Raw genomic sequence first — 13,036 nt, forward strand, 5'->3', positions numbered from 1 at the left:
ACCGTCGAGGACACCTGGCGCCACATCGGCGACCTCGTCGAAGCCATCACACCCGTCGAATGTCAGAGCTACTTCGCCAATGCCGGATACGCTTCAACCAAATCGTGAAACGCTCTAGTGGATCGCGCCAAGGGCGAGGAAGCCGGAGCTCAGGTGCCGATTGCGCCGCCGCCGGTCTTGGTGATGGCGATCACCGAGGGCCTGGGCGGCGTGTCGGCCTTGAAGTCGGGCCAGCGGGTTGACGGCTTCTCGAAGGTCGAGCCCGGATCCTCGCCGGGATGCTGGATGGCGAGGAACAAGGTCTGGTCGTCCGGCGTGAAGCAGGGGCCGCAGACCTCGGCGCCGGTCGGCGCCTGGAAGAAGTGCTTGGACAGGCCGCGGCCATAGCCCGACGTGTCGGCGGCCCAGACGCCGTCGGCGATGCCGGCCGCCACCGGCGCGCCGTCGGTCGCGATCCACAGCCGCCCCTTGCTGTCGAAGGCGCAATTGTCCGGGCAGGACAGCCAGCCGTTCTCGCTGGTCAGCCGGTGATAGCGCGCGCCGGCATCAATGCCGGGCTTGCCGGCGAGTAGGAAGATCTCCCATTTGGCCTCGGTCGCCGCGTGATCGAGCTTGCCGTCCTTCACCGGCGGCACGATCTCGATCACATGGCCATGCGCGTTGCTGGCGCGCGGATTGGCCCTGTCGACCTGCTCGGGCTTCCGGCTCGTGTTGTTGGTCAACATGACGTAGACGCGGCCGGTGACCGGATTGGTCTCGACATCCTCGGGCCGGTCCATCGGCGTCGCCTTCACGGCATCGGCGGCGCCGCGCGTGTTGATCAGCACGTCGGCCTGCGAAGCGAAGCCGTTCTCCGCCGTCAGCGGACCTTCGCCATGCTTGAGCGGCAGCCACTTGACGCTGCCATCGGCTGCGAACTGGGCGACATAGAGCGTGCCTTCGTCCAGCAGGTTCGCATTGGCGGCGCGATTGTTCGGGTCGTAGGCGCGGGCGGTGACGAACTTGTAGACATAGTCGCCGCGCTCATCGTCGCCCTGATAGAGGACAACTCGGCCATCCGGTGCCAGAGCATAGGTGGCACCTTCATGCTTGAAGCGGCCGAGCGCCGTGCGCTTCACCGGCACCGAGTCCGGGTCGTAGGGATCGAATTCGACCACCCAGCCGAACCGGTTCGGCTCGTTCGGCTCCTTGTCGACGTTGAACCGGTCGATGTGCTTCGGCCAGGAATACCAGGGCGTATTGTCGATGCCGTAGCGCTCGTACAGTTTGGCATCGGATAGGCTCGCGGTGTTGCCGCCGAAATAGCCGTTGAAGTTCTCCTCGCAGGTGAGAACGGTGCCCCAGGGCGTCATGCCACCGGCACAGTTGTTCAGCATGCCGAGCACCTTGGTGCCGGTCGGATCGGCCGAGGTCTTCAGCTTCGTGTGCCCGGCCGCCGGCCCGCTGATCGTCATCGGCGTCGTGCCGGTGATGCGGCGGGCATAGCGGCTGCCTTCCACCAGGGCCCAGCGGCCGCCGCTCTTGCGGATCTCGATCACCGATATGCCGTGCGCCGCGAGCTCCACTTCGACCTGCGGCAGGTTGGTCTGCAGCGCCGCATTGCGGCCCGAGCCCAGGCCGGCGAACATCAGATTGCTGTTGACGTATTCGTGGTTCACCACCAGCAGTCCGTGATCGCCGCCGCGCGATCCGGCGGGCAGCGGATGGAAGCCGATATAGTCGCAATTGTAGCCGAACTGCTTTTCCTGCGCGGCGGCGGAGAGACTGGCCGGATCGAAGCCTGGCGCGCCGGCGATGACCGGATCGCCCCAGCGGATCAGGATCTGCGCCTCATATCCGGCGGCGACATGATGCGTCTCATCCAGGCCGAGCGGCAGTTCGGCGAAGCCGAGCGAGGAGGGGCCGGCCGCCTCGGCGTCGCGCGCGCCGAGACCGCTGCCGAGCGCGCCCGCGGCGACGCCGGCAAGCAACCCCTGCAGCGCGTGGCGACGGCTGAGCCGGGCGGCGATGAGCTCGCCGATCGCCTGCTCGGTGGCGCGCGGGTTGCTGCAGGCCTGCGCCTGGTACGCGTCGAAGTTTTCCGGAACGGATTCGTGCGGAGGGGAGGCGGTCGCGGCCGGCATGGCGAGGCTCTCGTCGCTGCCTTGGAGGATGTGACTATATCTGCTAGGCCGGCGGCGTGACCGGACCTTTGCGCATCGATGACGAACGCGTGACGGCTGCATCCCCGCAAGGCGCGCCATGATCGGCGTCGATTGGGGCACCAGCCGCTTCCGCGCCTATCGCCTGGGCGACGGTGGCGCCGTCCTGGCGCGCCGCGAGGCCGCGCTCGGCGTGGCCATGCTGCAGGCAGCCGATTTTCCGCTCGTGCTGGAACGCGAGATCGGCGACTGGCTCGGCGAAACGGCGGGGCCTGTCGTGCTGGCCGGCATGGTCGGCAGCCGGCAGGGCTGGGTCGAGGCGCCTTATCTTGCCTGCCCGGCCGACGCGGCCCGCATCGCCGCGTATGCGATGCCGGTGGAAGCGCCGGGCGCCAGCAAGGCCTGGATCGTGCCGGGCCTGATCGCCCGCGATGCACAGGGCCGCGCCGACGTGCTGCGTGGCGAGGAGACCCAGCTGATCGGGCTGATGGCGACGCTTGGCGACAGCGCAGCCACGATCTGCTTGCCCGGCACCCACAGCAAATGGGCGGAGGTCGCGGGCGGCACAATCCGCGGCTTCGCCACCCACATGACCGGCGAGATGTACGACCTGATCCTGAACCGCAGCATGATCGGTCGCGTGGCGGCGGAGGGCCCGCCGGATGACCGCGCCTTCGCCGCCGGAATCGGCCGGGCGCGCGAGGGCGACGGGCTGCTGCACCAGCTGTTCGGCGCGCGTGCGGCGGTGCTGGCCGGTGACCTCGCCGGCGTCGCGCTGCCGTCCTATCTCTCCGGGTTGCTGATCGGCCACGAAGTCTTCACGGTTGCGCCACCTTCCCAGGTGCATGTTCTGGCCGGCACGGGACTGGCGGACCGGTATGCCCAGGCACTGGCGATCTTCGGCATCCGGGCGATCGTGCACGACGCCGATCTCGCGGCGGCGGGGCTCTGGCGGATCGGTCGGGCGTTGAAGGTGACATGATGCAGGCAGACATCACGAGGACCCCGGCCTGGCAGGCGCTCGAGCGGCACGCCGCATCCATGCGGGACGTTCAGATGCGCGATCTCTTCGCCGCCGATCCCGGCCGCTTCCAGCGCTTCTCCGCCGGCTTCGATGACCAGCTGCTGCTCGACTATTCGAAGAACCGCATCTCCGCCGAGACCTTGCCGCTGCTGCTCGACCTCGCGCGCGCCGCCGATCTCGAAGCCTGGCGCGGCCGCATGTTCGCCGGCGAGAAGATCAACGCGACCGAGGGCCGCGCGGTGCTGCATGTCGCGCTGCGCAACCGCGCCAACACGCCGATCCTGGTCGATGGCCGCGACGTGATGCCGGATGTGAACGCCGTCCTGGCCCGGCTGCGACGCTTCGTGACCTCCGTCCATGCCGGCGAGTGGCGCGGCGCCACCGGGAAGCCGATCGATACGGTGGTGAATATCGGCATCGGCGGCTCCGACCTGGGCCCGCAGATGGCGGTCGAGGCGCTGCGCGCCGACCGCCGGCCCGGCTTCAAGCCCCATTTCGTCTCCAATGTGGACGGCGCGCATCTCGGCTGGACCCTGGATGCGATCGACCCGGCGACGACGCTCTTCGTCATCGCCTCCAAAACCTTCACGACGCAGGAGACCATGGCCAATGCGCAGACGGCGCGGGCCTGGCTGGTGGAGCGCCTCGGTGAGGCCGCTGTCGCGCGCCACTTCGTCGCCGTCTCGACCAACGAGCAGGCGGTCGCCGCCTTCGGCATCGACACCGCCAACATGTTCGGCTTCTGGGATTGGGTCGGCGGGCGCTATTCGATGTGGTCGGCGATCGGGCTGCCGATCGCGCTCGCGATCGGGATCGACAAGTTCGAGGAGATGCTGGCCGGCGCGCATGCCATGGACCGGCATTTCGTCACGACGCCGCTGGACCGCAACTTGCCGGTCCTGCTCGGCCTGATCGGCATCTGGAACGCCAACTTCCTCGGCTGCGCCAGCCTTGCGCTGATCCCTTATGACCAGGGCCTGTCGCGCTTCCCGGCGCATCTGCAGCAGGTCGACATGGAGAGCAACGGCAAGTCGGTGACCCGCGACGGCCGGCCCGTGCCGGCGCCGACCGGGCCGGCGATCTTCGGCGAGCCCGGGACCAACGGCCAGCACGCCTTCTTCCAGCTCCTGCATCAGGGCGCGCGGGTGATCCCGGTCGATTTCATCGTGCCGGCCCGGAGCCGCAAGCCAATCGGCAACCATCACGAATTGCTGCTTGCCAATGCGCTGGCCCAGGCCGAGGCGCTGATGCGCGGCAAGACGGAAGCCGAGGCGCGGGCGGAACTCGTCGCCCAGGGCCTTGCCGGTGGCGCGCTCGAAAGCTTGCTGCCGCACAAGCTGTTTCCCGGCAACCGGCCGAGCAACACCCTTCTGCTGCATGAGGTCAATCCGTATACACTGGGCGCCCTGACCGCGCTCTATGAGCAAAAGGTCTTCGTCCAGGGCTGTATCTGGGGTATCAACTCGTTCGACCAGTGGGGCGTCGAACTCGGTAAGCAGCTCGCTGGATCGATTCTGCAAGTGTGGCAGCAGGATACTAAGAGAACCTCCACTGAAGCAGCGGCTGAGAATATCATCGCAACGACCCGGCGATGGGCGGAGATTTAATAGTCGTGGGCAGCCTGGTTATTATTTCTCCTTAACACCTTGCTATAAATATCTGTTTCTGCGGGTCAATTTGTCGGGGTCGGAGTATTTTCGAGCTGACAGCCCCAAACTCCCGCGGGGATGCGGCGTCATCCCCACACCCCCAGCGATCGGCGAAGCGTCCGATCTACGCCGCGGCGTCGTCGCGCGACTTGCCACCGACATAGGCGCGGGCGGCATGGCCGGCGCAATAGGGCTTCCCCGCAGCGCAGGGATCGCCGCAGAAATGGAAGCCGGCCTGGCCGGGATGGCCGAGCGGCCACTGGCAGGTCGGCCCCTTGTAGTTGATGCGGGCGACCACCTTGGCGGGCTCCGGCTTCGGCGGCGGGGGCGGCTCGATCATCACCCGCGGGGGCGGCGGCGCGTGCAGGCGCCGCGGCATCGAGCGGAAGGCGGGCGGGTTGCGGATCGGCGAGGGGCGCGCCGGCAGGTGCAGGCGGTGCGCCTTGCCGACCACGGCGTTCTTGGAAATGCCGAGGCGGCGTCCGATCTCGGCGGTCGACAGACCTTCGGACCAGAGGGCCCTGAGCTGAACGATGCGCTCTTCCGACCAAGCCGATTCTTGCATTTCTCCCACTCCTTGTGTGCGCCTCCAAGGTCACACACAAGATAGCGGCTTCCTTAGTCTTCCATCAAGGCGAATCTACTAGATATTGAGCCTAGATTCGTAGAATGCGGCCATCCCAGCGGCGCATCAGGGCCAGTGCGGCGAGTGCCGCGAGCACGCTCAGCGCCGCCATGGCGAGGTAGGCATCCCCCCCGACTCGGGCATAGAGCGGCCCGGAGGCAAGCGTCGCTAGGCCGAGCCCGATGCCGCCCGCCGCCGTCGACTGAACGCCCTGGGCGCTGGCCGAGACCTCCGGCGGGACCGCCCGGGCGATGAAGAACATGGTGCCGAGATGGGCGAGGCCGAAGGTCCCGGCATGCAGCACCTGCATCAGGCAGAGCAGGCCGAAATCGGCCGTGCCGGCGGTGACCGTCCAGCGCGGTACACCCACGACGCCGCCGATCAGGAGCAGCCAGGCCGGGCCGAGCCGCTCCACCATGCGGCGGCCCCAGATGAAGACGGCAATCTCCGCCGCGACGCCGACGCCCCAGAGCAGGCCGATCTCGAACTTGTCGAGGCCCTGCGACCGCCAGTGCACGCTGCCGAGCGCATAGAACATGGCGTGACTCGCGGCGGTCGCGCTGTTGGACAGCAGGAACAGCCAGATCGTGCTGTTGCCCAGCACCCGCAGCACCGGCGCGCGGCGTGCCTTCGCCGGCTCGGCTGCCGGCGGCGGCAGGGCATGCGCTGCCAGCGCCGCCAGCACCAGCAGGACGACGACCGCGACCAGGATCAGGTCGGCCGAGCGCTCGCGCAGCACGAGGCCGCCGGCGAGCGTCGCGGTCAGGAACGAGACCGAGCCCCAGACGCGGAGCCGGCCATAATCGAGCCGGTGCTGCGCCGAGAGCAGCATGATGATGTTGTCGCCGAGCGGCAGCACCGGGCCGCGCAACATGGCGTGCAGTGCGCCGATCACCAGCACCGGCAGGAAGGCGAAGGCGAAGCCGTGCAGCGCGAAGGCCACGGCAGCCGCCCAGGAGAGCCCGATCAGCGCCAGCGAGCGCCGGCCGGTGCGGTCGACCCAGTTGGCGATCGGCGGCGTGGTGGCGACGCGGACCCAGAGCGCCGCCGTCATGACGATACTGATCTCGGTCGCCGAGAGCCCGCGTGCCTCCAGCCAGAGCGGCCAGAACGGCATCATCACGCCGCCAGCGGCGAAGAAGGCAGCGTAGAACAGCGACAGGCGACTCGGCAGCGGCATGGCTCGACGCTAGCACCGGGCCGCGGGCCGCACGGCCCGGGGTTGCATGGACAGCCTTGGGGGCAGCCATTATCGTCGATTCGCGTGGTGGCTTTGCGGGGAGCGTCAGACGATGCCGTTGGTCGACAGAGTGGTTGCGCTAGCGGGTGAGATGCGATCCTGGCGGCACCATTTGCATGCGCATCCGGAGACGGCGTTCCAGGAGCATAAGACCGCCGATTTCGTCGCCGAGAAGCTCAAGGCATTCGGCCTGGATGTGCATCGGGGCCTCGCCAAGACCGGCGTGGTCGGCACGCTCCGCTCCGGCAATTCCAACCGCGCCATCGGGTTGCGCGCCGACATGGACGCGCTCGACCTCGTCGAGCTGAACGAGTTCGCGCACCGCTCGCGCCACGACGGCAAGATGCATGGCTGCGGCCATGACGGCCACACCACCATGCTGCTCGGCGCGGCGCAGGCGCTCTCCGAGAGCCGGAGCTTCAACGGCACCGTCCACTTCATCTTCCAGCCGGCGGAGGAAAACGAGGCCGGCGGCCGGGTGATGGTGCAGGAAGGCCTGTTCGAGCGCTTCCCGGTCGAAAGCGTCTACGGCATGCACAACATGCCGGGCATCGAGCTCGGCAAGATCGCGCTCCGGCCCGGCGCCATGATGGCCTCGGCCGATTTCTTCTTCGTCAAGATCGTCGGCACCGGCACCCACGGGGCCATGCCGAACAAGGGCATCGACCCGATGCCGATCGCGGCCGAGATCGTGCTGGCGCTGCAGACCGTGGTGGCGCGCAACGTCGACCCGATCGAGCCGGCGGTGCTGAGCGTAACCAAGATAAACGGAGGGTTTACCACCAACGTGATACCGGAATCGGTCGAGCTCTGCGGCACCACGCGGGCTTTCTCGACCAGGGTGCAGGACGTGATGGAACGGCGGATCCGGGAACTTTGCGAGGGCATCGCCAAGGCGCACGGCGCCGTGGCCGAGGTGCGCTACGACCGGCGCTATCCGCCGACGGTGAACTCGGCCGACGAGACCGAGATCGCGGCCCTCGCCGCCGCCGACACGATCGGCACGGACAACGTGCTGCGCAACAAGCCGCCGACCATGGGCTCGGAGGATTTCGGCTGGATGCTGCTGGAGCGGCCCGGCTGCTATGTCTGGCTCGGCAACGGCACCGGGGCCGAGGGCGGCTGCATGGTCCACAACCCGCGCTACGATTTCAACGACGACGCGCTGAAAGTCGGCGCGAGCTACTGGGTTCGGCTGGTCGAGCGGCTGTTGCCCAAGGCCGGCGCCGGCCTCGACGGAGCCCGCGCCGCGTGACGGCGATCACCTCGCCGCTCTCCGGCGGGGCCTTAGACTGGGCCGTGGCGGCGCTGTCCTTCGGGCGGCGCCGGCCGGGAGGCGGCGCATGAGCTTCAAGGTCAAGTTCTGGGGGGTCCGTGGCAGCATCGCCACGCCGTCCCCGCGCCACATCGCCTTCGGCGGCAATACCAGCTGCCTCGAGATCGCCATGGGCGGCGAGCGCATCATCCTCGATGCCGGCACCGGCATCCGCAATCTCGGCCACTGGTTCCTGAAGAAGGACCTGCGCCGCGCGCACCTGTTGCTGTCGCATACCCATTGGGACCATATCAACGGCTTCCCGTTCTTCTCGCCGGCCTTCCGCAAGGACCGCCACTTCCACATCATGGCGGGCCATCTGCATGCGCATGGCGGCATCCGCACCGTGCTGTCCTCGCAGATGGCGAACCCGACCTTCCCGGTGCCGCTCGCGGTGATGGGCGCCAAGCTCGACTTCGAGGATTTCCGCGCCGGCGACAAGTTCAACATCGGCCGCTCGATCAAGGTGCGCACCGCCGCGCTCAACCATCCCGACGGCGCCACGGGCTATCGCCTCGAATACCGCGGCAAGTCGGTCTGCTACATCACCGATACCGAGCACGTGATCGGCAAGCCGGACGAGAAGATCCTGGCCCTGATCGAAGGCGCCGATGTGGTGATCTACGACGCCACCTATACCGACGACGAGTTCCCGGGGAAGATCGGCTGGGGCCATTCCACCTGGCAGGAAGGCGTGCGGCTCTGCCGCCAGGCCGGCGTGAAGATGCTGATGATCTTCCACCACGATCCCGACCACGAGGACCTGTTCATGGAGCGCCTCGAGGCGGAGGCGCGGCAGATGTGGCCGCACGCCCTGGTCGCGCGCGAGAACATGCGCCTCAACCTGCTCTAGCGATGCCGCGCATCCATCTGATCCGGCATGGCCGCGCGGCGGCCGGCTTCGGCGAGGCGGTCGATCCCGGCCTCGACGATCTCGGGCGCCAGCAGGCCGAGGCGGTGGCGGCGCGCTGGACCGGCCGGCCGGCGATCGCGCTCGCGGCGAGCCCGCTGCGCCGGACCCAGGAGACCGCGGCGCCGCTCGCCAGGGCCTGGTCGGCCGTTCCGCGGATCGAGCCCCGCATCGCCGAGATCCCGTCGCCCGGCCTGGCGCTGGCCGAGCGGGCGACATGGCTCGCCCAGGTGATGCAGGGCCGCTGGGCTGAGCAGGCGGACGAGCTCCGCGCCTGGCGCGACGACGTGGTGCGGGCACTGCTGGCGATGCCGGCCGACACCGTCGCCTTCTCCCATTTCATCGCCATCAACGCGGCAGCCAGCGCCGCCATGGACGACGACCGAGTGATCGTGTTCCGGCCGGACTATTGCTCGGAGACCGTGCTGGAACATGACGGCGCCCGGCTCCGGGTGGTCCAGTTCGGCGCCGAGGCGGAGACAACGATCCGTTAACTCGGTTGGCACGCCTCCTGCTACGGAGTGGGCGGAGGTTGCCGATGGCCGTTGCTTCGCTGCTGAATTCGACATCCGTGCAGAGCCCTATCCGCACCGCCGTGGCGGCTGCCGCGGCGCGCCAGGGAACGGGCTTCGGCCCGATGTTGCGCGAGATCGCCCGCCTGCCCGGCACGCCCGCCGATCAGGTCCAGGGCAGCCCCAAGACCCCGTTCCGCTTCGATGACCAGACCTGGCTCCGCCTCGTCCAAACCTATGGCGCCGGCCACGGTTTGGGCCAATTGGCCGAGGGAATCCTGACCGACGCGAACGGCGCCCGCGAGGCCCGCAACCCCGATCTCGGCCAGGAGATCCTGCGGCTGCGCGACGATCCGGCGGTCGCCCGCGTCATGGCGGAGCACCTGGCGACCGAGCACGCCAAGGTCCTGCAGGGCGAGCTTGGTCGTGCGCCGACCGACGGCGAGCTCTACCTCTCCCACCTGCTCGGTCCGGACAGGGCGGCAAGATTCAGTCGGCTGCAGGCGGCAAATCCTGCCGCCTCGGCGACCGAATTGTTCCCGGACGCGGCCCGCCGCTACCCGGCGTTGTTCGGCACGGAAGCCAATTCGGCGACCCTGCGGGACGTGCAGCAGCGCTTGTCGCTGACGCCGGTCCAGGCGGCGAAGCCCAAGGCCGAACTCTCCCGCTTCACCAGCACCGTCGCCGAGACGGTGCTGAGCAAGTCGGGCGCCCCGCTGGCCGCGGCCAGGCAAGCGATCGGTTCGGTGGGAGTGATTTAGCCGGCGGTGGATTCGAGCGGCCCGACTTCGCGGTCGGCCCAGGCGCTGTCGAACGACCAGCACAGCCGCTGCACGCTGAGGCGGGTAGCGCCGACAGCGCGGCCGATCGCCGTCAGGATCAGGATCGGACCGGCGAACAGCACCAGCAGCAGGCGCCGGAGCAGCAGGGGACGGACTTGCAGCATGAGGTTCACGGCTCGCATCGGCTCTCTTAACTAGCGGTCCGAACTTAAATATTTGCTGCGCCCCGTTGGCGCAGTGACTCGCGTCACAAGAATGGGTGATAGCAGCGTGGGTTAGCCGCCGTAGCTGATCCGCCACACCGTATTGCCGGTATCGTCGGCCACCAGCAGCGCGCCGTCTCGCGCCACCGCAACCCCGCTCGGCCGGCCCCAGACGATGGCGGTGCTGGTGCCGGTGAGCCGGAAACCCGTCGCGAAGTTCTCGTAGTCGCCGACCGGCCGGCCGTCGCGGAAGCGAACCCGCACCACCTTGTAGCCGGTCGGCCGCGCCGCGTTCCACGAGCCCTGCAGGGTGACGAAGGCATCGCCGCGATACTCGGCCGGGAACATGGCGCCGTCATAGAAGGCGAGGCCGATCGGCGCCGAGTGCGAGCGGAACAGCACCTCCGGCACTTTGGTGCGCGCCACCAGGTCGGGCCGCCGGCGGCCGTAATCGGGATCCGGATGCGGGCCGATATAGGCATAGGGCCAGCCGAAGAACTCGCCCTGCTTCACCTCGGCGAGATAGTCGGGCACGAGGCCGTCGCCCAGGCCGTCGCGCTCGTTCACCACCGCCCAGAGTGCCTTGGTCGCGGGATGCAGCGCGATGCCGATGGCGTTGCGGAGGCCCGCCGCGAAGGTTGTCTGGCCGGAGCCGTCGGCGCGGAAATGCTGGATCGTGGCGTGGGGCTCGGGCTCTTCCTGCGTGTTGCTGCGGCTGTCGACGGAGACGAAGAATCCGTCGCCGTCGGCGGTGAACACGATGTTGCGCGTCCAGTGGCCGCCGCGGCTGCGGGCGAGCGTGCCTTCGGCGGTCACCGTCTCCGGCGGCCCCGCGGCCTGAGTGTCGCCGACGCGATAGGGCAGGCGGCGAACTTGCGTGAACTCGCCGACATAGACATGGCCGTCGCGCAGCGCGAGGCCGTGCGGCGTGTCGAGATTCTCGGCGAAGGTGGTGCGCGTCTCGGCCACGCCGTCGCCATCGGCGTCGCGCAGCAGGGTGATCTTGCCGGCGCGGCTCTCCGCCAGCAGCACGTCGCCGTTCGGCGCTACCGCGAGGTAGCGGGCATGGCTCAGCCGTTCGGCGAACAGCTGGGCGCGAAATCCGGGCGGCAGGTTGAGGCTGGTGCCGGCGGGCCGGCTCACCGTGCGCGGCGAGTTGCTGACGCTCGGCGTCGCGCGCGGCGCGGCGAGCTTGTCCGGCTCGATCACGATCCGCCGGCCGATCCGGTCCTCTTCGAGCTGCGCATGTGCCGATGGCGCGAGCAGAATCTGCGATGCGAGGACGAGCGACGGAACGGACAGGCGCATGCGGCAAGCTTACCACTCGCCGGTAGTGCCGGCTTACCACCAGATCGTGAGCTTGCCGTCGCGGATCTCGTAGGATTCGAGCTGCTTCAGGAAGTTCATGCCGAGCAGCGAGATGCCGCCGGGCGCGCCGATCACCGCGGCGTCGATGTCGTTCAGCGCCAGCGCGCCGAGCCGGATCTCGCGCAGGCTGACCGGCGCGAACTTGATGGTGCCGTTGGCGGTGTGGACGGGGCGGGAGAAGTCGAGCTGGTCGCGCTCGAAGCCGGCCGCCTGGGCATCCTTCGGCGTCAGCGCGATCAGGGTCGCGCCGGTATCGACCAGGAAGCGGATCGGCGTGCCGTTCACATGCGCGGTGACGAGGTAGTGGCCGGAGGCATCGGCCGGGATGGTCATGCTGTTGCCGACCGATCGCTTGCCGCCGGAGGCGGGTTGGGCGGCAGTGGCGGCGACGGCGGCCGGCGGCTCACCAGGGCGCGCCAGCCAGTTCTCCGTCACGGCGAGATAGCCGACGACGGCAATGCAGGCCCAAAGCGCCAGCAGGCGGATCGCCCAGGCCAGCATGCAACGCTCCCGTTTAGCGAACGAGGGACCATTCCAGCGCGAGTCCGCCTAACAGCCGGTTGAGAGGGGTGAGATGGGGCGGTTGCTCCGGATCGCCGGCCGCGCTATTTTGTTCCCATTATGTTCTCATCAGGCCGTAGCTATCCTGGCCGCCGCTATTTGGCGATCTGGTTGCCGCATTGGCCGGCCGACCGCTGGCGGCGGGCGCGCCGCCGCGCCGGAATTGCGCCGCCGGCGGAGGCGCTGGTCCTGATCGCTTCCGGCCAGGGCGGCGTCCGGCTGACCGCGGTCGACGTCGCGGCGGCGGCACTCGGCCTCGTGCCGGGCATGACCTTGGCCGATGCCCGGGCGCTGGAGCCGGGGCTGGTGGTGGTGGATGCCGACCCGGCCGCCGACCAGGCGGGGCTGGCGGAGCTTGCCGACTGGTGCGGCCGCTACGCGCCCTGGACCGCCACCGATGGCGAGGACGGCATCCGCCTGGACATCACCGGCGTCGCCCATCTGTTCGGCGGCGAGGCGGCGCTGCTGGCCGACCTTGCCCGACGGCTCACGGCGGCCGGCATCGCCGCGCGCACCGCGGTGGCCGATACGCCGGGTGCCGCCTGGGCGGTGGCGCGTTTCGGCGCCGGCAGCAGCGTGGCCGCAGGCGGAACCGCGGCCGCCCTGGCATCGCTGCCGCTCGGTGCCCTGCGCCTGCCGCCCGAGACCGTGCAGGCGCTGTCGCGGGTCGGCCTGCGCGCGGTCGGCGAGCTCGCCGCGCTGCCGC

Annotated in this window: 13 protein-coding genes; 7 read left to right on the forward strand and 6 right to left on the reverse strand. The window is 69.1% G+C overall.

Annotation, left to right across the window (positions count from 1 at the left end; genetic code table 11):
- Positions 1-149: 149 nt before the first annotated feature.
- The gene (locus DT074_RS26300; protein ID WP_119422823.1) at positions 150-2,123 is read right to left on the reverse strand and encodes a PhoX family protein; all 1,974 of its coding nucleotides are present in this window, start codon (positions 2,121-2,123) and stop codon (positions 150-152) included.
- Positions 2,124-2,241: 118 nt separating this feature from the next.
- Between DT074_RS26300 and DT074_RS26305 the strand changes: the two genes are divergently transcribed.
- Together DT074_RS26305 and pgi are read left to right on the forward strand one after the other, a co-directional pair.
- Positions 2,242-3,123: a 2-dehydro-3-deoxygalactonokinase gene (locus DT074_RS26305; RefSeq protein ID WP_119422824.1), complete on the forward strand. Its 882-nt coding sequence runs from the start codon at positions 2,242-2,244 to the stop codon at positions 3,121-3,123.
- The gene (gene pgi / locus DT074_RS26310; protein WP_119422834.1) at positions 3,123-4,772 is read left to right on the forward strand and encodes a glucose-6-phosphate isomerase; all 1,650 of its coding nucleotides are present in this window, start codon (positions 3,123-3,125) and stop codon (positions 4,770-4,772) included. Before DT074_RS26305 ends, pgi begins: the two co-directional genes overlap by 1 nt.
- A 166-nt stretch (positions 4,773-4,938) precedes the next feature.
- Here pgi and DT074_RS26315 read toward each other — a convergent pair whose 3' ends face one another.
- Positions 4,939-5,379: a GcrA family cell cycle regulator gene (locus tag DT074_RS26315; RefSeq protein WP_119422825.1), complete on the reverse strand. Its 441-nt coding sequence runs from the start codon at positions 5,377-5,379 to the stop codon at positions 4,939-4,941.
- A 91-nt stretch (positions 5,380-5,470) separates the two neighbouring features.
- On the reverse strand, positions 5,471-6,619 hold the full coding sequence (locus DT074_RS26320; RefSeq protein WP_119422826.1) for an MFS transporter: 1,149 nt from the start codon (positions 6,617-6,619) through the stop codon (positions 5,471-5,473).
- Between the two features lie 151 nt (positions 6,620-6,770).
- Between DT074_RS26320 and DT074_RS26325 the strand changes: the two genes are divergently transcribed.
- The 4 genes from DT074_RS26325 (at position 6,771) to DT074_RS26340 (ending at position 10,177) form a co-directional block, all read left to right on the forward strand.
- Positions 6,771-7,934: a M20 aminoacylase family protein gene (locus DT074_RS26325; RefSeq protein ID WP_368744924.1), complete on the forward strand. Its 1,164-nt coding sequence runs from the start codon at positions 6,771-6,773 to the stop codon at positions 7,932-7,934.
- An 88-nt stretch (positions 7,935-8,022) separates the two neighbouring features.
- Positions 8,023-8,847, forward strand: a complete 825-nt coding sequence (locus tag DT074_RS26330; protein ID WP_119422828.1) for an MBL fold metallo-hydrolase — start codon at positions 8,023-8,025, stop codon at positions 8,845-8,847.
- 2 nt (positions 8,848-8,849) lie between these two features.
- Positions 8,850-9,398: a histidine phosphatase family protein gene (locus DT074_RS26335; protein ID WP_119422829.1), complete on the forward strand. Its 549-nt coding sequence runs from the start codon at positions 8,850-8,852 to the stop codon at positions 9,396-9,398.
- 44 nt (positions 9,399-9,442) lie between these two features.
- A complete protein-coding gene (locus DT074_RS26340; protein WP_119422830.1) occupies positions 9,443-10,177 on the forward strand; it encodes a hypothetical protein in 735 nt (244 codons plus the stop codon).
- On the opposite strand, the gene DT074_RS26345 is transcribed toward DT074_RS26340, so the two are convergent.
- The 3 genes from DT074_RS26345 to DT074_RS26355 all read right to left on the reverse strand — a co-directional run bounded on the left by DT074_RS26345 (position 10,174) and on the right by DT074_RS26355 (position 12,270).
- Positions 10,174-10,362 carry a hypothetical protein gene (locus tag DT074_RS26345; RefSeq protein WP_119422831.1) on the reverse strand — a complete coding sequence of 63 codons (189 nt, stop codon included), beginning with the start codon at positions 10,360-10,362 and terminating at the stop codon, positions 10,174-10,176. The genes DT074_RS26340 and DT074_RS26345 overlap by 4 nt on opposite strands.
- Before the next feature lie 111 nt (positions 10,363-10,473).
- Complete coding sequence (locus tag DT074_RS26350) at positions 10,474-11,709, reverse strand: PQQ-dependent sugar dehydrogenase (protein ID WP_119422832.1); 1,236 nt, start codon at positions 11,707-11,709, stop codon at positions 10,474-10,476.
- Between the two features lie 33 nt (positions 11,710-11,742).
- Positions 11,743-12,270 carry a retropepsin-like aspartic protease family protein gene (locus tag DT074_RS26355; protein WP_119422833.1) on the reverse strand — a complete coding sequence of 176 codons (528 nt, stop codon included), beginning with the start codon at positions 12,268-12,270 and terminating at the stop codon, positions 11,743-11,745.
- Between the two features lie 171 nt (positions 12,271-12,441).
- Between DT074_RS26355 and DT074_RS26360 the strand changes: the two genes are divergently transcribed.
- A partial coding sequence (locus DT074_RS26360; protein WP_162915258.1) for a Y-family DNA polymerase occupies positions 12,442-13,036 on the forward strand: 595 nt, incomplete at its 3' end.

Source organism: Desertibaculum subflavum (assembly GCA_003576705.1).
Lineage (GTDB): Bacteria > Pseudomonadota > Alphaproteobacteria > Ferrovibrionales > Ferrovibrionaceae > Desertibaculum > Desertibaculum subflavum.

Coding starts and splice junctions, on each gene's coding strand:
- DT074_RS26330 (WP_119422828.1), top strand. CDS start 8,023: ATGAGCTTCAAGGTCAAGTTCTGGGGGGTCCGTGGCAGCATCGCCACG.
- DT074_RS26325 (WP_368744924.1), top strand. CDS start 6,771: ATGCGATCCTGGCGGCACCATTTGCATGCGCATCCGGAGACGGCGTTC.
- DT074_RS26340 (WP_119422830.1), top strand. CDS start 9,443: ATGGCCGTTGCTTCGCTGCTGAATTCGACATCCGTGCAGAGCCCTATC.
- pgi (WP_119422834.1), top strand. CDS start 3,123: ATGCAGGCAGACATCACGAGGACCCCGGCCTGGCAGGCGCTCGAGCGG.
- DT074_RS26335 (WP_119422829.1), top strand. CDS start 8,850: ATGCCGCGCATCCATCTGATCCGGCATGGCCGCGCGGCGGCCGGCTTC.
- DT074_RS26345 (WP_119422831.1), bottom strand. CDS start 10,362: ATGCTGCAAGTCCGTCCCCTGCTGCTCCGGCGCCTGCTGCTGGTGCTG.
- DT074_RS26355 (WP_119422833.1), bottom strand. CDS start 12,270: ATGCTGGCCTGGGCGATCCGCCTGCTGGCGCTTTGGGCCTGCATTGCC.
- DT074_RS26300 (WP_119422823.1), bottom strand. CDS start 2,123: ATGCCGGCCGCGACCGCCTCCCCTCCGCACGAATCCGTTCCGGAAAAC.
- DT074_RS26305 (WP_119422824.1), top strand. CDS start 2,242: ATGATCGGCGTCGATTGGGGCACCAGCCGCTTCCGCGCCTATCGCCTG.
- DT074_RS26315 (WP_119422825.1), bottom strand. CDS start 5,379: ATGCAAGAATCGGCTTGGTCGGAAGAGCGCATCGTTCAGCTCAGGGCC.
- DT074_RS26320 (WP_119422826.1), bottom strand. CDS start 6,619: ATGCCGCTGCCGAGTCGCCTGTCGCTGTTCTACGCTGCCTTCTTCGCC.
- DT074_RS26350 (WP_119422832.1), bottom strand. CDS start 11,709: ATGCGCCTGTCCGTTCCGTCGCTCGTCCTCGCATCGCAGATTCTGCTC.